This window comes from Burkholderia sp. Ac-20353 (assembly GCF_017104785.1).
Classification (GTDB): domain Bacteria; phylum Pseudomonadota; class Gammaproteobacteria; order Burkholderiales; family Burkholderiaceae; genus Burkholderia.
In genome coordinates this window covers 1-26489 of the sequence record NZ_JAAGPL010000120.1, presented here as the reverse complement: position 1 = coordinate 26489, position 26489 = coordinate 1, and the positions used below count along the sequence as shown (strand labels likewise).

The window sequence follows — 26489 nt, the reverse complement described above, 5'->3', positions numbered from 1 at the left end:
GCATCCGCTCAAAAGCGGAAAGTAGACGCGATCCGCCGACAGTTTACAAGCGCTGCTCTATGCCATTGAAAGTAAACGTGTTCTTTCGCGGCCGCGATTCGCCGGTCACGATGTGTATAACGACATGCATTCAGTGACGGGTAGGCACTTCCGCCTTCATAGCGCCGAATTTGCAGGACGCCGAGGCCGATGGCATCTGCAAGGTCCAGTTGGGTAAGTCCGCGTGCTTTACGGAGATTTTTCAAACGCTGTGCAAATTCCATATGCCAGATCCAGGGTGGGGTGCAGCCGATTTCGACACGAATTTTGACAATCCTCTTTGCGCAAGAGAATTTCTCGCTTGATAGTGACTATAGTTCGTTTTACTTACTGAGATGATTGATTGGCCGAACGGCATGTGTTCACCGAGGGCCGCAGGCGTGGCATGCTGCGAAGCGGCGTGCACAGGCTCGATAAGTTCAGTTGAACGGTGCGTCACGCAGCCACAACGATCGACGCAAACAAAAAAGAGGGGCGCCGCGATCTCTCGCGGCGCCCCTCCTCAGACATCCTCAGATCGAGCCACGACCCCGAAGCATTCCGGGTTCACAACCCAGCCTCAAGCTCAGTTGTTGTACTGCCACGTATTGATGTAGTAATCGCCACCCGCCTGCCAGCCAAGCTGTACCTGCACGGCCGATTCCGCGTTGACGTTGCTGCCGGTCGACGTCAGCTGATCGACAAAGCCGCTGATGGTGCTCGAGTACGTCGTCCCGTTGACCTTCGGCGTCGCCCAATTCATCACGTCATACGGCTGCGCCTGATACGTCTCGACGCCGTTCGCGAACTGCGCGGCGCTCTGCGAATTGATCGCGACCCACGGATTAGGATAGGCGAGACCCGCTGCCGGCGCCGTCCAGTCGATGTTGGCCGTCGGCATCGTCATGGACGACGCGGTCGACGTACCCGAGCCGCCGGCCGTCAGCAGGTTCGCGATCACGTCGCTGCCCAGCGTTTGCCACGGAACGGTCGCCCCGGTCGCGGCGTTCATGTTCGACGCGATGTTCAGCACCTTCTGCGGCGTACCGATCTGCTGACCGGCGGCATCGAATAGCGTGATCGTGTACACGCCATGCTGCCGGATCGTCGATACATCGACGGGAGCCGCCGAGTAGTCCGGCGTGGTCGGCTTGAACGAGCTGGCGGCACCCGACAGCGACGCCCACGACCACTTGTATTGCGTGCTCATGCCGACGTCCGGCCACGACGGCACGCTGGTCTGAGCCTGGGCGGGCGGTGCGGTGACGGCTTTGAGCGGGAAAGTCAGGTATGGTCCGATGCCGGCATTCGGACTGAGCATGGAGATTCCGCTTGCCGGCAGCCCGGGGCCGGTCACCAGCGCTGATCCGACGTACTGGTTCGCACCGTTGACCGTCACGTTCACCGGAATCTGGATGTTCAGGCCGGATTCGAAACGACCGTTGCCGGCGTCCGCTGCATTGGTGAACTGCACGCGGCCGACGAACGACGCGATGTAGAGGTCGTATTGCGCCTGGTTGCCGATGATGTCCCAGCTTCCGTTCGGCAGTTGCTGCACGATGTCGCTTGCAAAGTTCGGCGTGCCGTCCGCTTCCGTGATGAGGAAGTACACGAGTGCGGCCGGATTCTTGATCGCGGGCAGCGTGCCCGCCGGCAGGAACGCGACGGTCTTCACGCCCTGGAGCGTCGTCCCCTTCCTGAACAGCGAGTGGCGCGTGCCGAAGCTTGCATAGCCGTCGTTCAGGTAGCTCGCATCGATGGTCGACGCACACGCCTGACTGGTCGCGCCGGGCGAAGCCTGCATCGCGCTCATGCATTGACCGAGTTGCGAGACGAGCGTCGCGAGATAGTTCGCGGGCTGCGACGGCGCGCGCAGCGGCGCCGCTACAGTCGTGCCCTGATTCAGCGCAATCGCGGTGTCCGGGTCGGCCAGGCTCGTGATCTGCAGACCGGTGCCTTTCGTTGCCGGCCCGACGGCGACCGAGTCGATCACGGCGTCAGCGCCGCTCTGGTTCGGCGTGAAGATGCCCCCGACCGGATCGAACGACGCGGCTGACAGGCCGTTCGCAGTGAGGATCGGTGCGAGCGCCGAGTCGAGCGTGGCCACCGCCGTCGACACGGAAGACGACGTGACGGCAGACAGACCGCCCGATTGCGTCAGCGCGAGCGGGTTGCCGCCCGACGTGAGAAGCGCCGCGACTGCGGTGGTCAACGGCGTGACGTTGGCCGTCACCGGCGCACCATTGCTGGTTGCCGTGCTGGCAACGATCGAATACAGGGTTCCGGACGCGCCCGACGGATCGGTCGCGGTAATCACGAACGGCGCGGTGAGGCCGCTGATCGACACGCTATAAGTGCCGTTGCTGCCCGAAGTCACGGTGGCCGTTTTGCCCGTGGCGTCCAGGATCGTGATCGGTGCGCCCATGAGCGCGTTGCCGATCGCGACCGTTCCGCTCATCGAGGTTGCGGCTGTGGTGCCCGAGTTGCCGGATGAGCTGGACGAGCCGGAGCTTGAGCCGTCACTACCGCCGCCGCCGCATGCAGCGAGCACGGCGGTAGCGGCAATACACAGCGTAAGCCGTGCGATCCCCGAGGAGTCTTTCTTCTTCATGTTGTTGTTCCAGTTGAAGTGGCGGGTTTCGACGGAAACCCGAATGAGCATCTGTCACGCCGCTTCTGGCATCCGGATCTCAGTGACTGTTCATGCTTGATCGACAGATGCGTGCGTACTACTGGTGGCGTGCCATATGCCCACTCGCCGCAATATCGGCTCCGCAATGTATTACTTAATATTCGATAGCTCAATAAATTATTTCTTACTAATTTGAAATTTAATTGTCTGAATTTTGCAAGGTGACGCATTATGCAATGTGCAAAAGACACGGCTGCGAAGCGTTTCGTTTTGCGCCGGTGATACATGGCCGTTGTCGAGAATGTGTAATGAATTCCCGTCAATTTTCCATATCGCGATGAGGCGTTCGTACTCACGTGACAGGGGGCGTAGGTGAGCCTTCGGGGCGCCGGCGACCAGGCGAGATAGTTGACTTCCTCGGGGGAATTGACGATCCGTGGCGCGCAAGCACGCGCACGTCATCGAGTTGGGTAGTGCTACTCAAGCCCCCTGGTTATTTAGTCGGCCCTGAACAATCCTGGAAGGCTTATGCAGAAGGGCTGCGAGGCCGAAACGGTGTTGTGGGATTTGCAAGGTGCAGGCATATTGACGCGTGAATCCTGCAAATCCTGACGAGGTGAGGATGGGTCCAAAGACGCCGGTGCCAGAGGGAGATTTCTTCCGCCAACCGCTGCGCGAGCAGATCAACTTGAAGCATCCGTTGATTCGCCTGGCCGATCTGATCGACTGGGATCGGTTGAGCACGGCGATGAGCGTGAGTTTCGTGTCGCAGCGGGGCCGACCGGCAACGTCGCCGCGTTTGATCGCAGGACTGCTGTACTTGCAGCACGCGTTCGATCTGTCGGACGAGGACGTCGTCTGGCAGTGGCTCGAGAACCCGTACTGGCAGGTATTCACGGGCGAGACGTACTTGCAGACGAAGCCGCCGATCGATCCGTCGAGCTTGACGCGCTGGCGCAAGCGGCTGGGCGAAGCCGGCGTCGAAGAACTACTGGCCGAGACGATCGAAGCGGCCAAACGGGCCCAAGTCATCAAGAGCTCAAGCCTGAAGCGCGTAATCGTCGACACGACAGTGATGGAGAAGGCGATCGCCCATCCGACCGATTCGCGTCTGCTTGAGCGCTGCCGGGAGCATCTGGTAAAGGCGGCCGCCCGGCATGGTCTGAAGCTGCGGCAGAACTACAACCGCGAGGCGCCGCGTCTGGCGAGCCAGATCGGCCGCTACGCGCATGCGAAGCAATACAAGCGGATGAAGAAGGCGCTGCGGACATTGCGTTCGCGCGTGGGCCGCGTGATGCGCGACGTCGAAAGGCAACTCGATGGCGTCGCGCACGAAAGCCGCTCGGCACTGGAAGAACTGATCGGCCGCACGAAGCGGATTCTGTCGCAGAAGCAAAAGGACAAAAACAAGCTGTACGCGCTGCACGCACCGGAAGTCGAGTGCCTGGCGAAGGGCAAGGCACGCAAACCGTACGAGTTCGGCGTGAAGGTGTCGATCACGACGACGCACAAGGAAGGTTTGGTGGTGGGCGCGCGCTCGATGCCAGGCAACCCGTACGACGGACATACGCTGGCCGAAGCACTGGAACAGGCGGCGATCCTGAGCGACGTCCAACCGGAGATCGCCGTCGTCGACCGCGGCTACAAGGGTGTCGCCATCGACGGCGTGAAGATCTATCACCCGGGTTTGCGACGAGGCATCACGCGCGGCCTGCGGGCGATGATTCGGCGCCGAAGCGCGATTGAGCCAGCCATCGGGCACATGAAGGCCGACGGCAAGCTCGATCGAAACTGGCTCAAGGGCGCGCTGGGCGACGCGATTCACGCAGTGCTGTGCGGCGCCGGCCACAATCTGCGGATGATGCTGCGCAAGCTGCGGCTTTTTTACGCCCTGATTCTCGTCGCTTTGCTCAACTTCAAAACCGCTACGCTGTCGCCGGCGTGAGCCTATCTGCGCGACAAAACGGATTGTTCAGGGCCGACTATTTAGATTCGTGCTTCTAAAATAAGCCGCTACATCGTGACCGGTTCTTTTCACCAAATCAGGACGGAAATGCCAATCGAAATGCGTGTGTAATTGGTTGATGTGTCGTGTGTATTTTCGAGTGGCGTCATGACGCGGTGGCTTCGGCCGCGCTTACCTCACATCTGCCTGAACAACCCCGCATAAGCGCGGCTGACCGGCAGCACGCTCCCCAGTCCGCGCACGTGAATGCGAAGCCTGCCGAGCAGATCGCGTTCGACGCGATCGATTGCCGTGTACGCGACGATCACACCGCGATGCACCTGCGCGAAACACGCAGGATCGAGCCGCAGCAGCAGTTCCTTCAACGGCGTGCGAATCACGTGGCGTTCGCTTGCCGTCACGACTTCCGTGTACTTGTCGAGCGCCTGGAAATACAGCACGTCGTCGATCGGCACGAGCCGCGTCGCATCTTTCACGCCCACCGTCAGCCAGCGAATCGGCGCAGACTCCACAGACGCGCGATGCGCGAGCGCATCGCCCCGTGCCACCGCCGGCCCGCCACGCTGCAGCTTCGCGATGCAGCGCAGCAGCCTTTCATCCGTCACGGGCTTCAGCAGGTAGTCGACGGCCGCGCGATCGAACGCATCGACCGCATATTCGTCGTAGGCCGTGACGAACACGACATGCACGTCGGGTACCAGCGAAGCGAGCTTCAACCCGTCGATGCCCGGCATCCGGATGTCGAGGAACGCGATGTCCGGACGCGATGCGTTGAGCGCGGCCAGCGCGTCGACGCCATTGCGCGGCATCGCGACGATCTCCAGTTCGGGCCACAGCTGGCCCAGCCGTTCGGCGAGTTGCGCGGACAGGTTCGGTTCGTCGTCGGCGATGAGGGCGGTCGGCATCTCAGTCGATCGGAATCAGCAAGGTGGCGGCGACGCCATGCGCGGCTTCGGCGTTCGTTGCGACGTTGACGCTGCCGCGCTCGCCGTGGAGCGTCCTGATGCGTGCGGCGACGTTCGCGAGTCCGACGCCGCCATGCAGGCCGGCGTCATCGTCGCCGAGACCGACGCCCGTGTCGAGCACGCTCAGTTCGAGCACGTCGTCGCGGCGCCGGCCGCGAATGTGGATCGTACCGCCGTCGATCGACGGCTCGATCCCGTGCAGCAGCGCATTTTCGACGAGCGGCTGCAGCAGCAGCGGCGAGAACGGCAGCGCCTGCAATTGCGAAGGCACGTCGATCGAATACGCAAGCCGCTCGCCGAGCCGGATCGATGCGATCTTCAGCAGCGCGTCGACGAGTTCGAGCTCTTCGCCGAGCGTCGACGTCGCTTTCCGCGTGCGGCCGAGGCTCGCGCGCAGATAGCGGTTCAGGCTGTCGAGCATCGTCGACGCGCGGGCCGGATCGCGTTCGATCAGGCTCTGCACGTTCGCGAGCGTGTTGAACAGGAAATGCGGTTCGATCTGCGCCTGCAGTAGCGCGAGTCGTGCCGCGGTTTCGGCCTGGCGGGCCTCGGCGGCCTCGCGGCGCTCGGTTTCGAGCGTCGCGCGCATCCGCGCGGCCTGCGTGTAGAGCGACACGCACGCGAACGTGATGCCCGCGACGAGGAACGACAGGCCGTAGTTCTGCCATCCGGCGGCGCTGGCCGGCGCGAACACGTGCGGAATGTGTCCGCCGAGCGTGGACGCGGCGATTTCGAAACCGATGACCACGCTCAGCGGCGCAAGCACGAATACCTTCAGCGCAAGTCCGTACTTGCGCCGCGTCAGGTGGTCGAGGCCGACGCCGAGCAGCAGCGCGCAGAAGCCGATCGCGTTCGCGACGAACAGGTACGGAAGCAAGGCATCGCTGCTGTGGCCGATCCAGAAACCGACCCCGACGATGCTGTTGAAGCAGGCGAGCCCGAGCAGCGCCCGGATGTCGTGCAGCCGCCGCGGCGTGTCGCGACCGGATGGCCGCATGTGGAAAGAGAAGAAAGACCTGCGTTGCATGGTGTCGAATGAGCGTGGACGCGCACGGCGCGCATGTCTCAACCCTAGCTTCGGACGATGCGGACCGGTGCCCGATGCGACGGACGGCACCGTAGGCCGACGAATGGCGCGATCGGCCGATGGTTGGCCGCGTTCGCTGACGAGTGTAGTGGAACGCCGGGACGATGCCTACACGGCGCGGGGAGGGCGGCGCGACGTGGCGATTACCTGACCGAATCAGCAGCCGGCCGGCCGATTGCCGTGCCGCGCCCCGGTCGATCGCGCGCCAGCGCATCCATCGGCCCGTACCGCGATTCGTCCGCGAAAACCGTCATCCCGTCGCAAGCGATGCCGCGCACGATCCTCGGGCGGTACCGTGGCGCCATCTCCAACCCGGCCGATGCGCTTCCGACCATGAACCCGATCCTTCACCTCAAGAGCTACGTCTACGTCCTGTTTTGCGTGCTGCTTTACATCGGCATCAAGCGCTGCTTTCCGCGCGAAGTGCCGGCCACGCGCCCGTTGCTGACGCCGGTCGTATTCGCTTTGCTGGGTCTATCCAGCCTGAATCGGCTGTTCCCGCACGCCGGTAGCGATGCCAACGCGATCGCGCTGGCGACGCTCGCGGTCGGCGCGTCACTGGGCTGGCTTCATGCGCGCCGCTGGCGGCTTCACTTTGTCGACGGGGTGTCGGGGCTGCGCGTGCGACTGCCCGGCGACGCGAGCCTGCTGGTCACGCTGATGCTGACGTTCGCCGCCGAAAGCTGCATGCACTACGCGGCCGACTCGGGGCAGCCGTGGGCGCAGGCGAGCGGCTTCGTCGCGCTGTCGTTCGCGGTCTGGGGCGTGCTGGTCGGCATGCCGCTCGGGCGAGCGCTCAACGTGGTCGTGCGTTGCCTCCGGCACGCGAACGGATCGCTGGATGACAGCGCGCGTTACACGGCTGATCCGCGCTGACGCTATCAGGTGACGGGAGCGGCGCACACGAACGCGTGTTGCAACGGTCCATCCGCTCCGGCCGGAGACTCGTGGTCGACCCGCATCGGGACCCGATGCGTGGATGGCCCGGCGACGACGTGCATCGCCGCCGCAAAGGCGTATGCTGACACGGTGTCGTGCAACGGCGGCCGAGTTCCTGCTCCGGCCGCCGCGTGAGCGCGGCCGGCCGCTCGTGTGCATCGCCCGCCACCGTTCGGGCCTGCGACGTCCGGCATGCCGCGCGCGTCTTTAATGGGGGCGTCATCATGCAAGTCACGCACCATTCCGCAGGCTCCTTTGCCACCGCGAGCGAGATACGCGCGATCGTCGGTCCGATCGAAGACGAAATCGTCGCGCAGATTCTCGACGTTGGCCCGACCAGCAACGAAGTGCTCGATGCCTACACGTGGATGCGAGCCGACGACCGCCTGCAAGGCGGGCCCGAGCGCGAATTGCACGGCAAGGCCGCGCGCGTGCTCGAGATTCTCGAACAGGACGAAGCCGACGGCGACGACCGAACACGCTGAGCGTCGGGCCCGTCGTTGCGCGTGCTGCATGCCGCGTGCCACATGCCGCGCGGCGGGTGTTCTTGCGCCCCATTTTGGCTGACATGTGAGCGTCACGATCACCCAATATGGTTTGCGTTCTCGTCGCAGCGGCGCGTCTGACGTGCACGCGAGCGGGCTGTCCCGGACCGTGCCGGCCGGGAACGTTTCCGCGCGACGGCGTGCGATCCGACATGCGGCGGTGCCGCATCCATGCCGAACGGATCGGCGGAATCTTGCGCGCGACAGGTGCGCCGACAGCGCATGCGCGACATTTCATTCAAAAAAGGATCGATGACGGCTCGTGTCGAACCGTCGGAGACCAGGGAGACAGGACCATGCTGAGTCCGCATGAATTCTCGATGCTGTTGCGCATTGCGCGTGCGCCGGACAGCGTCGATCTATCCAATCCGGCCTATACCGTGCTCGTCGAGAAGCGTCTCGTCGACGACGCGCCGCTTTGCGCGAATCCGGTGGCCGCGCGCCCGGCGCTGACGCCGGTCGGACAGGCGCTGCTCGCCCGTTTCGGCGAGGCTGCATAAGCGGAGCAAAGGGGGCGCGCCACGCACGACTGGCCGGCGTGACGCGCGCGGCGATGTAGCTGATTACTGCGCGATCACGTGATTACTGCGCGAGCGGCACCGTCACGTCGCTGCCGAACCAGTGCATCGAGATCTTCTTCAGCGTGCCGTCCTGCCTGAGCGACGTCAGCGCGTCGTTGATCGCCTTCTCGAACTTCGGATTGCCCTTGCGGAACGGGATCGCCATTTCCTGCTTGCCGCCGTTCAGCACGGCGCCCGGGCGCAGCGGCAGGTTCGACGTCTTGATCATGTACGGCAGCATCAGGCGATCGTCGAGCGTCGCCTCGATGCGGCCGGCCGCGAGGTCGCGCAACTTTTCCGGTGCGCCCGGATAGGTCTGCACCTCGATGCCCGGCACGCCGCGCGCCATCTGGTCATAGTTGGTGCCGAGCGTCACGCCGAGCTTCTTGCCCTTGAAATCGTCGAGCGACTTGAAGTCGCGCGTGTCGTCCTTGCGCTGGATCAGCTGCGCGGCCGAGTACGTGTACGGCTGGCTGAAGTCGAGCGCTTCCTTGCGCTGCGGCGTGACGGTGACCTGATTGACGATCACGTCGAACTTGCCGGCCTGCAGGCCCGCGATGATGCCGCTCCATTCTGTCGGAATGAACTCCGGCTTTACGCCGAGCTTGCCCGCGACGGCCTTCGCGACATCGACGTCGAAGCCGACGAGCTGCCCCGAGCTGTCGCGGGAGTCGAACGGCGGATACGTGCCTTCCAGACCGACCCTCAGCACGCCGGCCTTCTTCACCGAGTCCAGCAGGTCATCCGCGTGGGCGGCAACGGCAGTGAAGCCGAGGACCGAGGCGAGCAGCAGGCCCGAGAGCAGGAATTTCCTGGGTTTCATCACACATCTCCTGTTTTGTCTGTGAGCGTCTGGCAGCGACGATGTCCCGGTGCGTCAGGTGGTCCGGACGCCGGCGGCCGGTCAGGCCGACGACGGGCGCGGCGCGAATGCCGCGGCCCGCGCGCTTCCGGCAGCCGGAATACGGGGCAGCTAGACACTACTCGCAACCGGGCGCGACCGGAAGCGGAATTGGCCCTGATTGAAATCGGATACGAACCGTCGCATGTCGGGCCACGCGGTTCATTGGCATAATCTCGGCCTTTGACGATGCGGTGCTGCGCCACGCGCGCGGGCACCGTGTTCCGTCTCCCGCCAGGCAGGGGGCGCGTCGCGAAGCGCGCGCAAGCATTCGTCGACGACACCCGCACCGGGCGTCCCGCCGTGGCGCGATCCTCGTTGGCGGACGCCTTTACCCAATGATATGCAAACGATGTCCACCTCGACTGATCCGGCGACCGTAGTCAGCCTGAAACACATCCTCGAAACCCCCGGCGATTTTTCCGGATGGCTCTACTTGCCGCCGATGCCGTGGACGCTCGAAACCGAAGGGGCGTTTTCGCCCGACACGAGCGACCCGGACGAGCACGTCGTCCCCGATGTCGCGATGCAGCCCGGCTGGCGCATCACGCTCGAAAGCGCCACGATCGAGGACATCGTGATCAACGCGCACGATCAGGTCGACGATCCGAGTCTCGCGCAGTTGCTCGACGCATTCGTCTTCTATGTCGAGCACGACGAATTCATTCTGCTTTGACGCCCGCGGCGAAACCGTCCACGTCCGCCGTGAGCGGGGTGCCGCTTGCCGCCTGAACGGCTGACCGCAACAAAAAAGGACCGCCCGTGCGGTCCTTCTCCGTGTGAATCGACGTACGCTCGCCGCCAAGCGCTTACGGCAGCGAAATCGTCAGGTTCGCCGATTCCGGCCCGACCTTGATGATCTGCGAATACGGCGCGAGCGTCTGCAGCGTCTTGTTCTTCAGGTACGTGTTGAGCCCGAGATACGCGAGCAGCGCGACGAGCCCGAACACCGCGCCGATCGCCCACACGGGCACTTCGCGCTTCAGCCGGTGCGCGATCTGGTCCGGTAGCGGCCAGTTCGGCGCGAACGGCGCGCGCTTGCCCTTCATGTGCGCGATTTCGTCGCCGAGGCGCGCCGTCAGGTAAGCGAGCTTCTCCGGCCCTTCGAGCAGGTACTTGCCCTGGAACCCGAGCAGCAGGCACATGTGGAACACCTCGAGCGACTGCAGCCGCGCCGCACCTTGCGCGCGGCATTCCTCGAGATACTGGTAGAACTTCTCGCCCGCGAGCTGCTCGCCGAACAGCACGAGCTGCAGCGGCCGGCGCTCCCAGTCCGCGCGGATCCTGAACTGCGACGACAGCACCATCTCGTCGACGGCCGCGCAGTACGCGAACTTCGCGCTGTAGACGTCCTCGGCGGCGATGTTCAGCTTCTTCGCGCCGCGCTCGAAGTCAGCGAGGAATTCCTGGATGCGCGTGCTGAATTCGCTCGCGCTCTCCGGCTCGCGGCCGTTCTTCAGCAGGAACAGCATGAAGAAGCCGTCATACAGCAGGTCGAGCAGCGAGCGGGCCTGGAACGCGGCATCCGTCGACGCCGGGGAATGCACGGGAGTCGGCGCGTTGTCGCCGAACAGGGAAGGCGCGTAGCTCATGATGTGACCGCGATCAGTTCGAATTTCAGGTCATTGATGCCAGTCGGCGCGTAGATCATCGCGGACTGGGCCTGCAGCATGCGCTCGTACAGCGCGCCGCGCGAATCGAGAGCAAAGTAGCACGCGCCCGGGCGGACCGGAATCGCGGGCGGCACCTGCGGCGTGTACGCGAGCCGCACGCCGGGCATCGCCGACAGCACGAGCTTGTCGACGTCGTCGGGCGCACCGACCTTGAAGCGGGCGGGCACCGCATCGACGAGTTCGACGCTCGGCAGGTCCGCGGACACCGCAAGGTAGAACGCGGTCTTCTCGTCGATCTTGCCGGAATCGAGGCGGCCGAGGTGGAACGACGGCCGCACCTCGTCAAGCGTGATCGCGAAGTAGCGCGTCGAGATCACGGTGTCGAGCAGCTCGCGCAGCATCAGGTCGAGACGCGCGAACGCGGGGCCCGGATCGTCGTGACGGTACACGGGCAGGTCGGCGAGCGTGTAGCCCTTCGAGAACGTCATCAGCTGGCCGGCGAGGCGCAGCAGTTCCTGGAACAGCCGCTCCGGATGCAGCGCCGCATGCTGGTGCAGGTGCGCGAGCGTCGCGAATGCGGCGTTCGCGGTGTGCAGCAGCCAGAACGACGCGATGTCGCCCGAGCGGAACTCGATGATGTTCTTCGACGGCTCGCGGTGAAAGCCGTACAGCGCGTTCACCTTCGCCTGCAGCGCGTCGATCAGCTGGCGCAGCCGCTGGTGCAGGATCGGCGATGCGTCGATCGCGAGGCACGGCGGCACGAAGCTGTCGTCGATCTCGAAGCCGGACGTCGCGGTGCGGCGCACGCGCACGAGCGGCACCGACAGCAGCTGGTCGCGCGGTTCGCTGTGCGCGATCAGCTTGACCTGCGTCTTCAGGAACGTGACGTCGGCCTCGGCCGCGTCGGTGAAGTTGTCGGCCACGCTCGACTGCTCGCTGACGAAGCGCGTCATGAAGCCGGCGGCCGGATCGTCGCTGTAGTTCGTGCCGTTCTCGCGCAGCGGGTGCAGCGCGAGATAGAACACGAACTCGTTGATGCCTTCGGGCAGCGTGTCGAGCGCGACGGGCGGCGGCAGGTCGTCCGCCTGCGGCGCCGCGTACAGCGCGCCGTCCGGGAAGACGAGCGCCAGATCGGCCAGGCGCAGCACGTTGCTGCCGAGTGCGTCGCGGTCGAAGCGCACCGAGCGCACGCCCCAGTTGTACGGCTGGATCGCCTGGATGGATTCGAACAGGCGCGCCTCATGGTACGCATCCTGTCGCTGGAAGTGTTGAGGCCGGAGGAACAGCCCTTCCCCCCACAGCACCTTGGCCGAATAACTCATGTCAAACCCGGTTAATGTCGTGATGCGAAGTATTCGATTTGGTCGCGCCCGAATTAAATCGCCAATTGTTAACTCTTGTTAATTGACATTCATGCGTCATGTTTAACCGCAGCTGACAGACGAAAGCAAATTGAGCGGTTGCGAGGGCGCACCTTGTTGCGGCGCGATGACGGTGCCGTTGGTGACCGTCATCGCGCAATTATGCAGGCCGATGATTATGCCGGATTTCTCCGACTTCGCCGGATCGAATGTCAGTTTCCAGCGCTGAAGCGCCGGGTCGCGGAACAGCGCGACGATGCCGAACGCCTGCGCTTCGTGCGACACCTTCTCGGTTGCCGTATAGCGCTGGCCGGGAATCAGCGTGATTTCGCGCACATTCAGCAGGTCGGTGCCCAATGCGGCCTTTTCCTTGGTCGGATCGGTAAAACTGTCGAACGGTGCCTGCTGGAACGACGTCGGGTCCTTCAGCGCATAGAGCCGCACGACGAGCGCGAGCGGCTTGTTGTCGTTCGCGGCATTCAGGTTCGGCGCCGCGGCGAGCGTGATGCCGATACTGCGCGGCGGCTTCTGCGCGTCGGGCACGTCGGGCTTGCCGACCCCGGCGGCCTGCATCACGGCGCTCGCGGCCGAGCCGAGCAGCGGGGCGGCCGCGCAGCCGGCCAGGAGCGCGCAGGCAGCGAGCGGCAGCGCATAGCGAATCATGGATGCTTTCATCGTGTTTCCGGCTTGCCGCCTTTTACTCCCTGTCAAAACTACCGGCCATTTCCGCGATCGGCGGCAATGGCGGGCTTTATGCCATTCAACTATTAAGCACATGCACGTCGCGGCAGCGTCCGGCAATTTTTTCCGTCAACCGGTCGATGCCACGCGAAATGAGTAAAACTTGCGCATTCCGGGCGAATTCGGCCCCGTCGCGCAGCCGCCCCGAGAGGCCACTCGCAGGGGTAGCGCGCGGATTTAAAAGGAATTACTCTGCACGTGACGATTGAATTATGAAAAATTGATCGGTACTATACCCGCGCGCTTCTCTCAAAGCAAAAGAAGCAGATTCTCAACGATTTAAATCTCACGCGCCGGTGATATAACGATGAAAGACCGTCTGTTCGCAAAACTTTCCGGGGTAGTAGTAGCTTGTGGCGTGATCGCCGGTTGTGCGAGCCAGCCCACACCGCCGACCGCGGACGTATTCAACAAGTCGCTCGCCGACGCCGACGCTGTCGCGAAGTCGGGCGACCAGGAGCGCGCGCTCGGTCTGTACCAGGCACTGGCGAAGTCGGATCCGACGCGTGAGGAACCGTGGTCGCGCATCGCGCAGATCCAGTTCGCGCAGAACCATTACGGCCAGGCGATCGTCGCCGCGCAGGAAGCGCTGCAGCGCGACCAGACCGACCGGCAGGCCAAGAGCGTGCTGGCCGTCGCCGGCCTGCGGATCGCGACGCAGTCGCTCGGCGAGCTGCGTCAGGATGCGTCGCTTGCGGGCGACGCGAAGTCGGACGCGCAGACGCTCGCGAAGCAGTTGCGCGACACGCTCGGCGAAAACGCGCTGTTCCCGCCGGAGCAGCAGACGCGGACGCCGGCGAAGAAGAAGTACCGCACCCCCGTGCACGCGAAGAAGAGCGTCGTGGCGCCGGCCACGGAAAGCGCCAATGCCGCGACGACGCCCGCGAATGCGTCGGCCGGCACGCCGCAGAAGGGCGGGGCCGATCCGTTCAGCGCGCTGCGCTGACCGGAGCGGATAACCACATCTAACCGGGAGCCGTCGAATGGCCAAGAACGAAAGCATCCAGAAGCGCTTGCAGAAAATACGGCCGCCGCGCGTCCAGCTGACCTACGAGGTCGAGAAAGGCGACGCGATCGAGGTGAAGGAACTGCCGTTCGTCGTCGGGGTCGTCGGCGATCTGGCGGGCCAGTCGGAAGTCGAGCAGCCGAAGCTGCGCGACCGCAAGTTCGTCAATATCGACCGCGACAACTTCGACGACGTGATGAAGGCGATCGAGCCGCGCGCCGCGTTCCAGGTGGAAAACCGCCTGAGCGAAGACGGCGGCAAGTTCGCGGTCGACCTGAAGTTCCGCTCGCTCGCGGATTTCAGTCCGGACGACGTGGTCCAGCAGGTCGAGCCGCTGCGCCGCCTGCTCGAGGCGCGCTCGAAGCTCGCCGACCTGCGCAACAAGCTTGCCGGCAACGACAAGCTCGAGGATCTGCTGTCCGACGTGCTGAAGAACACGCAGCAGCTGCAGGCGCTCGCGAAGGGCACGGGCGACGGCAAAGACGGCGAATGACGACGGGGTGTTGAGATGAACCAGCAAACGGCTGCGGCCGAGACAAGCGGCGCGGAATATGCCGCCGGGACAACGCTGCTCGACGAGATCGTCGAGAAGAGCAAGGTCGCGAAATCCGATTCCGAACATGCGCGCGCGAAGGACCTGATCGGCGAGCTCGTGCACCAGGTGCTCGACGGCACGGTGATCGTGTCGGACAACCTGTCGGCGACGATCGACGCGCGTGTCGCGGAACTCGACCGCCTGATCTCCGCGCAGCTTTCCGCCGTGATGCACGCGCCGGAGTTCCAGCGCCTGGAAAGTACGTGGCGCGGCCTCGACTATCTGGTCAAGGAAAGCAATACGGGCCAGACGATCAAGATCAAGGCGCTGCACGCGCCGAAGCGCGATCTCGTGCGCGACTTCAAGAGCGCGACCGAGTTCGACCAGAGCGCGCTGTTCAAGAAGGTATACGAGGAAGAATTCGGCACGTTCGGCGGCGCGCCGTTCGGCACGCTGATCGGCGATTACGAGATCTCCCGCCAGCCGGAAGACATGTACTTCATCGAGCAGATGTCGCACGTCGCGGCGGCCGCGCACGCGCCGTTCATCGCGTCGGGCTCGCCGGAGCTGCTCGGCCTCGAATCGTTCGCCGACCTCGGCAAGCCGCGCGACCTCGGCAAGGTGTTCGACACGGTCGAATACACGAAGTGGAAGTCGTTCCGCGATTCCGAGGATTCGCGCTACGTCGGCCTCACGCTGCCGCGCTTCCTCGGCCGCCTGCCGTTCAATCCGAAGGACGGCCAGATTGCCGAGAGCTTCAACTTCGTCGAGGATGTCGACGGCACCGACCACGACAAGTACCTGTGGTGCAACGCCGCGTGGGCGTTCGCCGCGCGCCTGACGGCCGCGTTCGACGACTTCGGCTGGTGTGCGGCGATCCGTGGCGTCGAAGGCGGCGGCCTCGTCGAGGATCTGCCGACCCACACGTTCAAGACTGACGACGGCGAGATCGCGCTGAAGTGCCCGACCGAAATCGCGATCACCGACCGCCGCGAGAAGGAGCTGAGCGACCTCGGCTTCATCCCGCTCGTGCATTGCAAGAATTCCGACTACGCCGCGTTCTTCGCCGCGCAATCGGTGCAGAAGCCGAAGAAATACAGCACCGATAGCGCCAATGCGAACGCCGTCCTGTCCGCCCAGCTTCAGTACATCTTCTCGGTATCGCGCGTCGCGCACTACCTGAAGGCGATGATGCGGGACAAGATCGGCAGCTTCGCATCGGCGCAGAACGTCGAGACGTTCCTCAACCGGTGGATTTCGCAATACGTCCTGCTCGACGACAACGCGACGCAGGAACAGAAGGCGCAATTCCCGCTGCGCGAGGCCTCCGTACAAGTGTCAGAGGTTCCGGGCAAGCCGGGCTCGTATCGTTCGGTCGCGTTCCTGCGTCCGCACTTTCAGCTCGACGAACTCTCGATTTCTCTGCGACTTGTCGCTGATCTGCCCAAACCGGCAAATTCATAAGCGAGCAAATCTCGCCCGGGCGGGCCGCCTGGGTAGGACGTTAAAACCACCTCTTTGGGGAGTCGAAGGGCCATGTTAGACATGTATCTGAAGTTCGGTAATCCGGCGATCAAAGGCGAGTCCGCAGACAAGGACCACGCCAGCTGGATTGAACTGAAATCCTGGGACCATTCCATCATCCAGCCGCGTTCGGCGACCGCGTCGACGGCCGGCGGCCATACGTCGGAGCGCTGCGAGCACGGCGACATGGTGTTCACGAAGGAGATCGACTCGTCGAGCCCGCTGCTGTACCAGCACGCTTCGGGCGGCACGACGTTCGATGAAGTCACCATCGACTTCATGCGTTCGGACGGCGAAGGCCAGCGCGTCAAGTACCTCGAGGTCAAGCTGAAGTACGTGATCATCTCGAGCGTGACGCCGAGCGTTCAGAAGGAAGGCCTGCCGGAGGAGACCTTCTCGCTGAAGTACGCGGCCGTGCAGTGGAAGCAGACGCAGCAGAAGATCGGTGGCAACCAGGGCGGCAACACGCAGGGCGCCTGGAGCCTGACGAAGAACGACAAGACCTACGCGGTCTAACGTCGGTTGCGGCAACGGGGCGCGTGTCGTCCCGTTGCTGTTTTCGCTTCACGCTTCGCCCTGATGAAACGATTCGAACCGAGCTTTCTCGACAAGCTGTTCGACGACGAACCGCATTTGCCTGCTTCCGCGGCAATGCGGCAATTGTCGCTGGACGAGCTGAAGAACACGGTCGCCCGCGACGTCGAGGCGATCCTCAATACCCGTATCGCGCACACCGAGCACGAGCTGGCGGCGCTGCCGGAATGCCAGAAGTCGGTGCTGACCTACGGGCTGAACGATTTCGCGGGCCTGAGCCTCGCGAGCCATTACGATCGCACCTTCATCTGCAAGTCGATCCAGCAGGCGATCGCGCGCCATGAGCCGCGGCTGCAGCAGGTGCAGGTGACGTTCGAGCTCAACGAGCAGTCGACCAACGCGCTCTATTTCGCGATCCAGGCGCTGCTCGTCGTGCATCCGGCCGAGGAGCCGGTCAATTTCGACGCGATGCTGCAGCCGTCGACGCTGCAGTATTCGGTCACGCGCGCGCGCGGCGCAAAACCGCTGTAAGTCGCGCAGCAAGTCACGCTGTCAGTCACGTTGTAAGTCAGTCATGCCGCCGCGCGGGCTGTCCCGCCGCCCGGCGGGACGTCATCCGGCAACGGAAGGAAGAGGTTCGGGGTCATCGATGGAAGAATTGCTGCCGTATTACGAGCGCGAATTATCGTTTCTGCGGCGCTATTCGCGGGATTTCGCCGAACGCTATCCGAAGATCGCGGCGCGGCTCGCGCTGTCCGGCGAGCACTGCGAGGATCCGCACGTCGAGCGGATGATCGAGTCGTTCGCGCTGCTCGGCGCGCGCATCAACAAGAAGCTCGACGACGATTACCCGGAATTCACCGAAGCGCTGCTGGAAGTGCTGTATCCGCACTACCTGCGGCCGTTCCCGTCGTGCTCGATCGCGCAGTTCGCGCCGGGCCAGCCGGGCCAGCAGACCGAGCCCGTCGTCGTTGCGCGCGGCACCGAGCTGAAGAGCCGGCCGATCCGCGGCGTGCAGTGCCGGTTCCGCTCGGCCTATGACGTGACGCTCGCGCCGATCCGCATCTCGGAGGCGCGCTACGTGCCGGTCGCGCTCGCGCCGAGCGCGACGGTGCTGCCGCCGAATGCGACGGGCGTAATCTCGATCACGTTCGAATCGCTCGCCGCGCAGCTCGACCTCGGCGCGCTGAAGCTGCCGACGCTGCGCGCGCACCTGCACGGCGAGCAGTCGTTCGTTGCCGCGCTGACCGACTGCCTGTTCGTGAACGTGCTCGGCGCGTACGTCGAGCCCGAGCGCAATGGCCGCTGGACGCCGCTGCGCAAGCTGCCGATCGCGCAGGCCGGCTTCGACGAGGCCGACGCGCTGATCGACTATCCGGCGAAGTCGCACCCCGCGTACCGCCTGCTGACCGAATATTTCGCGTTCCCCGACAAGTTCGATTTCGTCGACTTCGACCTCGCCGCGATCGCGCGCGCGTCGGGACGCTGCCAGCGCACGACGCTGCACCTCGTGCTGCAGGACGTGCGCGGCGATTCGCACGTCGCGCGGCTGCTCGAGCTGCTGACCGCGAGCCACTTCCGGCTGTTCTGCACGCCGATCGTGAACCTGTTCCGCCAGCACGGCGAGCCGATCCGCATCACGCACCGCGCGGTGTCGTACCCGGTGATCGCCGAGGCGCGGCGCGCGTTCGCATACGAGGTGTACTCGATCGATTCGGTGAAGCTCGTCAGGCAGCAGGCGCACGAGGAATCGGTGATCGAGTTCCGGCCGTTCTATTCGCTGCACCACGGCGAATCCGCGCGCGTCGGCCATTACTGGTTCGCGCGCCGCAACGACTGGGTCGCGCAGAAGAGCCCCGGCTACGAGACCGAGATCTCGATCGTCGACATCGACTTCGAGCCGACGTCGCCGCAGACCGACACGCTGAGCCTCGACCTGACCTGCACGAACCGCGACCTGCCGGCGATGCTCGCGTTCGGGCTCGAGGGCGGCGACCTGTTCCAGGAAGGCGGCGCACAGACGAGCGGCGTCGCGATGCTGCGCCGCCCGACGCCGAGCGTGCGCTTCGAGCGCGGCCGCGCCGCGCACTGGCGGCTCGTGTCGCATCTGGCGCTCAATCACGTGTCGCTCGTCGACCACGGGCTCGCGCCGCTGAAGGAAATGCTGACGCTGTACGACCTGCGGCGCACCGCGGTGTCGACGCGGCAGATCGACGGGCTCGCGGGCATCGAGCAGCGCGGCGCCGTGCAGTGGCTGCCCGGCAAGCCGTTCGCGACCTTCGTGCGTGGCATCGAGATCCGGCTGACGATCGACGAGGAGCATTTCGTCGGCTCGAGCCTCGCGTCGTTCGTGCGGGTGCTCGACAGCTTCTTCGGGCTGTACGTCCACCTCAACAGTTTCGTTCAACTAGTCGTCGTGTCGAAGCGCACCGGCGAGGAGATCATCCGATGCAAGCCCCGGACCGGCGAATCGATCCTGGCGTAGTCGACGCGCTGCTCGACGAGCCGCACCGCTTCGAGTTCTTCCAGGCGGTGCGGGTGCTCGAAGGGCTGTTCGCGCGGCAGGCGTCGGACGCGCCCGGCGCGTGGCGGCACGGCGACATCGTCGCGCAGCGCATCGCGTTCCGGAACTCGCTGTCGATCAGCTTTCCGGCCAGCGAGATCGAACGCCTGCGCTCGTTCGACGAGAACGGCGCGCTGCTCGACGCCGACGACGCGCGCGACGCCGCGCTCGCGGCCGGCGAACTCGGCCGCGTCGAGCTGACGCCCGCGTTCTTCGGCCTGCTCGGCGGGCAGGGCGCGCTGCCGCTGCACTACACCGAGCAGATCGTCGCGCGCGAGTACCTGAAGCGCGACCATGCGGCGCGCGCGTTCTTCGACGTGTTCTCGAACCGCGCGACCGCACTGTTCTACTCGGCGTGGAAGAAATACCGGCTGCCGTTCCATTACGAGCTCGACCGCGACGAGCGCTACCTGCCGCTGTTGCTCGCGATCGCGGGCGTGACGAGCGACGAGGTGCGCGACAGCCTGCAGGCGGGCGCGGGCGGCGTGCTCGACGAGGCGGTGGCCGGCTACGCGCTCGCCGCGCGGCACCGGCCGATGTCGGCCGCGTACCTGCAGCGCACGCTGTCCGACTACTTCCGCGTGCCGGTGCAGATCGACCAGTTCGTCGGCAAGTGGTACGACGTGCCGCCCGACCAGTTGAGCGTGCTCGGCGAAGTCAACGCGGTGCTCGGCGCGACCGCGCTGGTCGGCGAGCGCGTGTGGCAGCGCGACATGCGCGCGCGGATCGTGATCGGCCCGCTGTCGAAGCGCGACTACGAGGCGTTCCTGCCCGGCGGCGCGCAGGCGGTCGCGCTCGAACGGATGCTGACGCTGCTCGCCGGGCTCACGCTCGAATACGAAGTGTCGCTCGTGCTGAAGCGCAGCGAAGTCGGCGCGAGCGTGCTCGGCGCGGGCGCGCGGCTCGGCTGGGACGCGTTCCTGTGCACCCGCGACGCCGCGCACGACCGCGCGGACGCGCGCTACGAGCTGCACGTGATTCATTGACACATTCCGAACAACTGAACAACAACACGCGACGCAATCGAACCTGAGACCGACTCCATGAGCACGCCCCTCAAGACCCTGATCCTGAAACTGAACCCGCTGTGCCGGCAGGCGACCGAACGCGCGGCGAGCGCGTGCCTCGCCCGCGGCCATTACGAGGTCGATCTGGAGCACCTGTTCGTCGCGCTGCTCGACGAGCCCGCCGGCGACCTGCCGCTCGCGCTGCGCGCGAGCCGCATCGATCCGCACGCGCTGCGCGCGGACCTCGAACGCGAGCTGACGCGGCTCAAGACGGGCAACACGCGCACGCCGGTGTTCTCGGTGCACCTGATCGCGCTGTTCGAGCAGGCGTGGCTGATCGCGTCGCTCGATTCGCAGCTCGGCCGGATCCGCTCGGGGCATCTGCTGCTCGCGCTGCTGACCGCGCCGGACCTCGCGCAATTCGCGCAGCGGATGTCCGCGCAGTTCGCCGACATGCGCGTGACGGACCTGAAGCACAAGTTCGACGAGATCACTGCCGGGTCGAGCGAAGCGGAGCCGCGGCAGGGCGATGCGGAAGACGGCGGCAACACGCCGGAGTTCGGGACGGCAGGCGGGGCGCCCGCAGCCGGCCCGTCGAAGACGCCCGCGCTCGACACCTATACGACCAACCTGACGCAGCGCGCGCGCGACGGCAAGATCGACCCGGTGATCGGCCGCGACGCGGAGATCCGCCAGGCGATCGACATCCTGATGCGCCGCCGCCAGAACAACCCGATCATGACGGGCGAGGCGGGCGTCGGCAAAACCGCGGTGGTCGAAGGGCTCGCGCTGCGCATCGCGGCCGACGATGTGCCGCCGCCGTTGCGCGGCGTCGCGCTGCACGTGCTCGACATGGGGCTGCTGCAGGCCGGCGCGAGCGTGAAGGGCGAGTTCGAGAACCGGCTGAAGAGCGTGATCGACGAGGTGAAGAAGAGCGCGCACCCGATCATTCTGTTCATCGACGAGGCGCACACGATCATCGGCGCGGGCGGCCAGGCCGGCCAGAACGACGCGGCGAACCTGCTGAAGCCGGCACTCGCGCGCGGCGAGCTGCGCACGATCGCCGCGACGACGTGGAGCGAGTACAAGAAGTATTTCGAGAAGGACGCGGCGCTCGCGCGGCGCTTTCAGGTCGTGAAGATCGAGGAGCCGAGCGAGCCGCTCGCGGCTGCGATGCTGCGCGGGATGGCGGGGCTGATGGAGACGCACTTCAACGTGCGGATCCTCGACGACGCGATCACCGAGGCCGTGCGCCTGTCGCACCGCTATATCAGCGGCCGCCAGCTGCCGGACAAGGCGATCAGCGTGCTCGACACAGCGTGCGCGAAGGTCGCGCTCGCGCAGAGCGCGACACCGGCCGCGATCGACGACACCAAGAAGCGCATCGAGCGGATCGACGCGGAGATCGCGTCGCTCGAGCGCGAGGCGGCGAGCGGCGCCTCGCATGACGAGCGGCTCGGCGAACTGCGCGGCACCCGCGATGCGGCACTTGAACAGCTCGCGATCGACGAGGCCCGTTACGAAGGCGAGCGCGCGATCGTCGCCGAGATCACCGAACTGCGCGCGGCGCTCGACCGCGCGCGCGGCCCGTCGGAGGACGGCGAGCCGGTCGACGTGCCGGCCACGCGCGAGCAGCTCGCCGAGCGCGTCGCGGCGCTGCGCGCGCTGCAGGGCGGCGAGCCGATGGTGCCGCTGCAGGTCGACGGCCATGTGGTGGCCGAGATCGTCGCGTCGTGGACGGGCATCCCGCTCGGCCGGATGGTGAAGGACGAGATCGGCACGGTGCTGAACCTGCAGCCGCTGCTTGCCGCGCGGGTGATCGGCCAGGACCACGCGCTGGACGCGATCGCGCAGCGCGTGCGCACCGCATCGGCGAACCTCGAGGATCCGAACAAGCCGCGCGGCGTGTTCATGTTCGTCGGGCCGTCGGGCGTCGGCAAGACCGAGACCGCGCTCGCGCTGGCCGACATCCTGTACGGCGGCGAGCGCAAGATGATCACGATCAACATGAGCGAGTACCAGGAGGCGCACAGCGTATCGGGCCTGAAGGGCTCGCCGCCGGGCTACGTCGGCTACGGCGAGGGCGGTGTGCTGACCGAGGCAGTGCGCCGCAACCCGTATTCGGTCGTGCTGCTCGACGAGGTCGAGAAGGCGCACCCCGACGTGCTCGAGATGTTCTTCCAGGTGTTCGACAAGGGGATGATGGACGACGCCGAAGGCCGCGAGATCGACTTCCGCAACACGCTGATCATCCTGACGTCGAACGTCGGCTCGCCGGCCGTGATGCAGGCGTGCCTGAACAAGCCGGCCGACGAGCTGCCCGATCCGGACGCGCTCGCCGAAGCGCTGCGCCCGCAGCTCTACAAGGCGTTCAAGCCCGCGTTCCTCGGCCGGATGAAGGTCGTGCCGTATTACCCGATCTCCGACGACGTGCTCGCCGAGATCATCGAACTGAAGCTCGACCGCATCCGCCGCCGGATCGACGCGAACCACAAGGCCGTGTTCGAATGGGACGAGTCGCTCGTCGATGCGGTGCTCGCGCGCTGCACCGAGGTCGATTCGGGCGCCCGCAACGTCGACCACATCCTGAACGGCACGCTGCTGCCGGAGATCGCGGGTCATGTGCTCGGCCGGATCGCCGATGGCGCGGCGATCGCGCGCATCGCGGTGCGCGCGGACGATGCGGGCGAGTTCGAATACACGGTCGAATGAGTGGCCGAACGAGTGATCGAACGAACAGCGCGCACAACTACATGCATCAACGGATTCACTGAACCATGCCGATCAATCTCCCCGAATTGCTGACGCCGATCAGCGACGCGTCGCCGTGCGGCGACGACCTGCTGTTCTCGCACGATTTCGATGCGATCCAGGAGGCGAGGCGCTACGACGATCCGTCGCTCGACCAGGGCGAATGGGTGACCGAGATCAAGGAAGCCGACTGGAGCTTCGTCGTCGACCGTGCAACCGAATTGCTGCGCACGCAGACGAAGGACCTGCGGCTCGCCGTGTGGCTGACCGAGGCGCTCGCGCTCGAGGACGGCATCACGGGCCTCAGCGAAGGCTACGCGCTGCTCGAAGGGCTGTGCGGCCAGTACTGGGATGGCGTGCATCCGCTGCCCGAAGGCGACGACACCGACTACCGGCTCGGCAACGTCGCGTGGCTCGCCGGCCGCACGGCCGAGCTGCTGCGCGCGGTGCCGCTGACGGACGGTGCGTCGAGCGCGTTCAGCACGCTCGACTGGGAGGTCGCGCAGCACGTCGCACAGGCGGTGAAGCGCGATCCGGATCACGCGCACGACATCGCGCGCGGCAAGCCGTCGGTCGAGCAGATCGACGCGTCGCGGCGCGTGACGCCGCTCGCGTTCTACTCGGCGCTGCTCGGGAACCTGAAGGCGTTCGAATTTGCGCTCGACGCGTTCGAGGAGACGCTCGAAGCGCGCGCCGGCGACGCGGCGCCGAGCTTCCGGCAGACCCGCGATGCGTTCGAGACCGTGTACCGGCTCGCCGAGCGTTTCGCGCGCGAGCAGGGCTATACGGGCGCGCAGCAGCAGTCGCAATCGGCGCCGCCCGCGCAGCCGGAGCGCATCGAGCCGAGTTTCGGTGCCCCGGCTTACATGGAGGAGACCCACGTGCAGCAGCCCGTTTCGCGTCCGATGGCGCCGGTGATCGCCGGGATCCAGAACCGGGCGCAGGCGGTCGACCAGCTCCGCTCGGTCGCACGCTATTTCCGGCAGACCGAGCCGCACAGCCCGGTCGCGTATCTCGCGGACAAGGCCGCCGAATGGGCCGACATGCCGCTGCACAAGTGGCTCGAGAGCGTCGTGAAGGACGACGGGTCGCTGTCGCATATTCGCGAGCTGCTCGGCGTGAAGCCGGACGAGCAGTCGTAAACGTAAAACGGGCGGCGCATCTCTGCTGCCGCCCGCTGCCGGAAGCGCCAGCTCGCAACGGAGCCGGCCGCAGCGCGACTACTGCCCGACCCGGAACTCGATCCTTCGATTCCGCGCGCGCCCGTCGGCCGTATCGTTCGGCGCGATCGGCTGATCGGGGCCCACACCCGTCGTCGTCATCTGCTGCGACGCAATCCCCTTCGTGATCAGATAGCCCTTCACTGCATCGGCGCGCGCCTGGCTCAGCGCGATGTTCGACGTGCGATTGCCCGAGTTGTCGGTGTGACCGATCAGGTCGATCGTGCGGTTCGGCATCTTCGCGAGCGCCGCGGCCATCTGGTCGAGGATCAGCTTGCCTTGCGGCGTGAGCGTCGCGCTGCCGGTCTCGAACTCGATCGTGCGGTTCGCGAGCGTCTGGTCGAGCAGCCCCTGCTCGGATGCCGACACGCGCAGTCCGTTGCGGATCGTGTAGGTCGGGTTCAGCGTGTTCGCCATGTCGCTCGCGATCTGCTGGCGCTGCGCCTCGTTGTGCACCTCGCCCTTCATCTCGATCTGCGTGCCGTCGATCTTCAGCTGGCCCTTGCTGATCTGCTTCAACTGCGGGCCGATCAGCTTCTGCACGTTCGCGCTCCAGTTCGGCGGCGTCGCGACGTCGCCAACCTCGATCTGGTCGACCACGTTGGTCGCGCCATACGTGTCGCGCAGCTTCTGCAGCACGGCGGCCTTGGTCGCCTCGTCGGGCACCTTGCCGCCGGCGACGACCTGGCCGGGCGCGGCGTTCGCAGGCGGCGGCGACGCGATGGTGGCCGGGTGTGCGCTCGGCAGTGCGGCGGTGCCGGACGTCAGCGACGCGGGCGCGGCTGCGGCCGGCAGCGCGGTCGCCTGCACATTGCCGTTGCCGACCGGCGTGACGGTCGCGCCGCTCGTCTGCGCGAAGCTCGCGTGGCCGGCGAGCAGACCAGTCAGCAGGCCTGCGCAGAGGAGGGCGGCGCCGAGCGTGCGGCGGGCGTGAATCGTGTTGCCCATCCCGTCAGCCTCCGATGAACGCTTCGCGGAACGCGTCGATCGCGACGCGCAGCGACAGTTGCGGTTGGTCGAGGTAGCTGACGAGCTTGCTGATCCCATGATCGTTTTGCGCATGTGCGTCGATCCACTCCGGATCGTCGATATCGATGTTGTGGGCGGCGTAGGTCTGCGGGTCGACGACGCTCAGGAGCGTCTTCGCCGACGCGCCGTTGAAGCCGATGACGAGCCGCTCGCGTTCGGCGATCGTGCCGATGAAGATCGCGAGTTCGAAGTCGGCCTGCGCGACGAACGGCGCGATCAGCTCGAGCCAGAACGCCGCGACCAGGCTGCGATAGAACGGGTCGACGGGCAGCGGCAGCGTGAGGCCGCGCTCGATGTGCGACGAGCCGCTCTGCATCACCGGGCGCAGCAGCGAGCCGAGCGCAAGCATCGCGCCGCGCAGCCGCACCGGATGGCCGCTCGCGAGCAGCATCTGTTCGAGGCCGTACAGCGACTGGTGCTCGACGAAATCGTTGAAGGTGCCGTCGTGCGGATTGCCGGGGCCGCCGCCGACGTCGATCGGCACCTGCGTGTCGCCGAGCGCCTGCAGCGCGCCGGGCGGCTCCTGCTTGCCGAGCAGCGCCGGCATCTGCTGCGCGACGCGCGACCACAGCCGCGCGAACGCGAGCGGGCTGCGCGCGAGGAATGCGACCGGCCGCTCGACCTCGAGCGCGGTCGCGCCGAGGAACGGGAAGCGGCGCATCGACACGTCGTGGCTCGCGACCATGTGCCCGGCGATCACGACCCGGCTGCGCGAGCCGAGGAACGCGAAATGCATCGGCTTTGCGTCCTCGTAAACGATCTTCCAGCGCGGATCCTCGGCGAGCAGCTCGAGCGCCTGCGTGATCCAGCGGTCGAGCGTCTGCAGCAGTTGCGGATTGTGCGCGCTCTTCACGAAGTCGCCGCGCGACGGAATCTTGCCGAAGTACGCGATTTGCGCCTGAACGGTTTGCGTCATTGCGCCCCCTGTGCGTTCGATGCGGCGGCCGCCGCGACAGCCGCCGCGGCGCCCGAGGCGCCTGCGCCCGGCTGGA

25 protein-coding genes are annotated in these 26489 nt (G+C 65.7%); 15 read left to right on the top strand and 10 right to left on the bottom strand.

From position 1 onward, the window contains the following. Positions 1 to 8 precede the first annotated feature (8 nt). A complete protein-coding gene (locus tag G3N94_RS27370; RefSeq protein ID WP_205795655.1) occupies positions 9 to 263 on the bottom strand; it encodes a helix-turn-helix transcriptional regulator in 255 nt (84 codons plus the stop codon). Between the two features lie 341 nt (positions 264 to 604). Beyond that, positions 605 to 2443, bottom strand: coding sequence for a cell wall anchor protein (locus tag G3N94_RS27365; RefSeq protein ID WP_241022099.1), 1839 nt, complete (start codon positions 2441 to 2443; stop codon positions 605 to 607). Here G3N94_RS27365 and G3N94_RS42615 point away from each other — a divergent pair. Beyond that, complete coding sequence (locus G3N94_RS42615) at positions 2442 to 2729, top strand: hypothetical protein (RefSeq protein ID WP_241022098.1); 288 nt, start codon at positions 2442 to 2444, stop codon at positions 2727 to 2729. The genes G3N94_RS27365 and G3N94_RS42615 overlap by 2 nt on opposite strands. A gap of 543 nt (positions 2730 to 3272) precedes the next feature. After that, the gene (locus tag G3N94_RS27360) at positions 3273 to 4595 is read left to right on the top strand and encodes an IS5 family transposase (protein WP_205795653.1); all 1323 of its coding nucleotides are present in this window, start codon (positions 3273 to 3275) and stop codon (positions 4593 to 4595) included. A gap of 197 nt (positions 4596 to 4792) precedes the next feature. On the opposite strand, the gene G3N94_RS27355 is transcribed toward G3N94_RS27360, so the two are convergent. Together G3N94_RS27355 and G3N94_RS27350 are read right to left on the bottom strand one after the other, a co-directional pair. Then, the gene (locus G3N94_RS27355; RefSeq protein WP_205795652.1) at positions 4793 to 5521 is read right to left on the bottom strand and encodes a LytTR family DNA-binding domain-containing protein; all 729 of its coding nucleotides are present in this window, start codon (positions 5519 to 5521) and stop codon (positions 4793 to 4795) included. A gap of 1 nt (position 5522) precedes the next feature. Then, complete coding sequence (locus G3N94_RS27350; RefSeq protein WP_205795657.1) at positions 5523 to 6578, bottom strand: histidine kinase; 1056 nt, start codon at positions 6576 to 6578, stop codon at positions 5523 to 5525. A gap of 423 nt (positions 6579 to 7001) precedes the next feature. On the opposite strand from G3N94_RS27350, the gene G3N94_RS27345 reads away from it, so the two are divergent. The 3 genes from G3N94_RS27345 (at position 7002) to G3N94_RS27335 (ending at position 8652) form a co-directional block, all read left to right on the top strand. Next, on the top strand, positions 7002 to 7544 hold the full coding sequence (locus G3N94_RS27345) for a hypothetical protein (protein ID WP_205795651.1): 543 nt from the start codon (positions 7002 to 7004) through the stop codon (positions 7542 to 7544). Between the two features lie 287 nt (positions 7545 to 7831). Then, complete coding sequence (locus tag G3N94_RS27340) at positions 7832 to 8092, top strand: hypothetical protein (protein ID WP_205795650.1); 261 nt, start codon at positions 7832 to 7834, stop codon at positions 8090 to 8092. 356 nt (positions 8093 to 8448) lie between these two features. Next, complete coding sequence (locus G3N94_RS27335) at positions 8449 to 8652, top strand: hypothetical protein (protein WP_205795649.1); 204 nt, start codon at positions 8449 to 8451, stop codon at positions 8650 to 8652. Between the two features lie 82 nt (positions 8653 to 8734). Here the strand turns inward: G3N94_RS27335 and G3N94_RS27330 are convergent, their stop codons facing one another. After that, positions 8735 to 9535 carry a transporter substrate-binding domain-containing protein gene (locus G3N94_RS27330; protein ID WP_205795648.1) on the bottom strand — a complete coding sequence of 267 codons (801 nt, stop codon included), beginning with the start codon at positions 9533 to 9535 and terminating at the stop codon, positions 8735 to 8737. A 430-nt stretch (positions 9536 to 9965) separates the two neighbouring features. Here G3N94_RS27330 and G3N94_RS27325 point away from each other — a divergent pair, with 430 nt between their 5' ends. After that, the gene (locus G3N94_RS27325) at positions 9966 to 10289 is read left to right on the top strand and encodes a hypothetical protein (protein ID WP_205795647.1); all 324 of its coding nucleotides are present in this window, start codon (positions 9966 to 9968) and stop codon (positions 10287 to 10289) included. 133 nt (positions 10290 to 10422) lie between these two features. Here the strand turns inward: G3N94_RS27325 and icmH are convergent, their stop codons facing one another. The 3 genes from icmH to tssJ all read right to left on the bottom strand — a co-directional run bounded on the left by icmH (position 10423) and on the right by tssJ (position 13250). Beyond that, positions 10423 to 11205: a type IVB secretion system protein IcmH/DotU gene (gene icmH / locus G3N94_RS27320; RefSeq protein ID WP_205795646.1), complete on the bottom strand. Its 783-nt coding sequence runs from the start codon at positions 11203 to 11205 to the stop codon at positions 10423 to 10425. Then, positions 11202 to 12548: a type VI secretion system baseplate subunit TssK gene (gene tssK, locus G3N94_RS27315; protein WP_205795645.1), complete on the bottom strand. Its 1347-nt coding sequence runs from the start codon at positions 12546 to 12548 to the stop codon at positions 11202 to 11204. Before tssK ends, icmH begins: the two co-directional genes overlap by 4 nt. 102 nt (positions 12549 to 12650) lie before the next feature. Beyond that, positions 12651 to 13250 carry a type VI secretion system lipoprotein TssJ gene (gene tssJ / locus G3N94_RS27310; protein WP_205795656.1) on the bottom strand — a complete coding sequence of 200 codons (600 nt, stop codon included), beginning with the start codon at positions 13248 to 13250 and terminating at the stop codon, positions 12651 to 12653. A gap of 385 nt (positions 13251 to 13635) precedes the next feature. On the opposite strand from tssJ, the gene G3N94_RS27305 reads away from it, so the two are divergent. From G3N94_RS27305 to tssA, 9 genes are all read left to right on the top strand, one after another. Then, positions 13636 to 14274: a tetratricopeptide repeat protein gene (locus tag G3N94_RS27305; RefSeq protein WP_124599389.1), complete on the top strand. Its 639-nt coding sequence runs from the start codon at positions 13636 to 13638 to the stop codon at positions 14272 to 14274. Between the two features lie 37 nt (positions 14275 to 14311). Beyond that, complete coding sequence (gene tssB / locus G3N94_RS27300) at positions 14312 to 14827, top strand: type VI secretion system contractile sheath small subunit (protein WP_124599390.1); 516 nt, start codon at positions 14312 to 14314, stop codon at positions 14825 to 14827. 15 nt (positions 14828 to 14842) lie between these two features. Continuing rightward, entirely contained in the window at positions 14843 to 16333 is a 1491-nt protein-coding gene (tssC, locus tag G3N94_RS27295) for a type VI secretion system contractile sheath large subunit (RefSeq protein ID WP_205795644.1), read from the top strand. Between the two features lie 72 nt (positions 16334 to 16405). Further along, the gene (locus tag G3N94_RS27290) at positions 16406 to 16909 is read left to right on the top strand and encodes a type VI secretion system tube protein Hcp (protein ID WP_205795643.1); all 504 of its coding nucleotides are present in this window, start codon (positions 16406 to 16408) and stop codon (positions 16907 to 16909) included. A gap of 63 nt (positions 16910 to 16972) precedes the next feature. Then, positions 16973 to 17458: a type VI secretion system baseplate subunit TssE gene (gene tssE, locus G3N94_RS27285; protein WP_124599392.1), complete on the top strand. Its 486-nt coding sequence runs from the start codon at positions 16973 to 16975 to the stop codon at positions 17456 to 17458. Positions 17459 to 17576: 118 nt separating this feature from the next. Then, on the top strand, positions 17577 to 19412 hold the full coding sequence (gene tssF, locus G3N94_RS27280) for a type VI secretion system baseplate subunit TssF (protein WP_205795642.1): 1836 nt from the start codon (positions 17577 to 17579) through the stop codon (positions 19410 to 19412). Continuing rightward, positions 19376 to 20476, top strand: a complete 1101-nt coding sequence (gene tssG / locus G3N94_RS27275; protein WP_205795641.1) for a type VI secretion system baseplate subunit TssG — start codon at positions 19376 to 19378, stop codon at positions 20474 to 20476. The genes tssF and tssG overlap by 37 nt, the downstream gene beginning before the upstream one ends. Positions 20477 to 20533: 57 nt before the next feature. Beyond that, positions 20534 to 23209 (top strand): type VI secretion system ATPase TssH, encoded by a 2676-nt coding sequence (gene tssH, locus G3N94_RS27270; protein ID WP_205795640.1) that lies wholly within the window; start codon positions 20534 to 20536, stop codon positions 23207 to 23209. 65 nt (positions 23210 to 23274) lie between these two features. Beyond that, the gene (gene tssA / locus G3N94_RS27265) at positions 23275 to 24390 is read left to right on the top strand and encodes a type VI secretion system protein TssA (protein WP_205795639.1); all 1116 of its coding nucleotides are present in this window, start codon (positions 23275 to 23277) and stop codon (positions 24388 to 24390) included. Positions 24391 to 24468: 78 nt separating this feature from the next. Here tssA and G3N94_RS27260 read toward each other — a convergent pair whose 3' ends face one another. Together G3N94_RS27260 and tagF are read right to left on the bottom strand one after the other, a co-directional pair. Further along, positions 24469 to 25416, bottom strand: coding sequence for an OmpA family protein (locus tag G3N94_RS27260; protein ID WP_205795638.1), 948 nt, complete (start codon positions 25414 to 25416; stop codon positions 24469 to 24471). Between the two features lie 4 nt (positions 25417 to 25420). Beyond that, positions 25421 to 26413, bottom strand: coding sequence for a type VI secretion system-associated protein TagF (gene tagF / locus G3N94_RS27255; RefSeq protein ID WP_205795637.1), 993 nt, complete (start codon positions 26411 to 26413; stop codon positions 25421 to 25423). Positions 26414 to 26489: the final 76 nt, after the last annotated feature.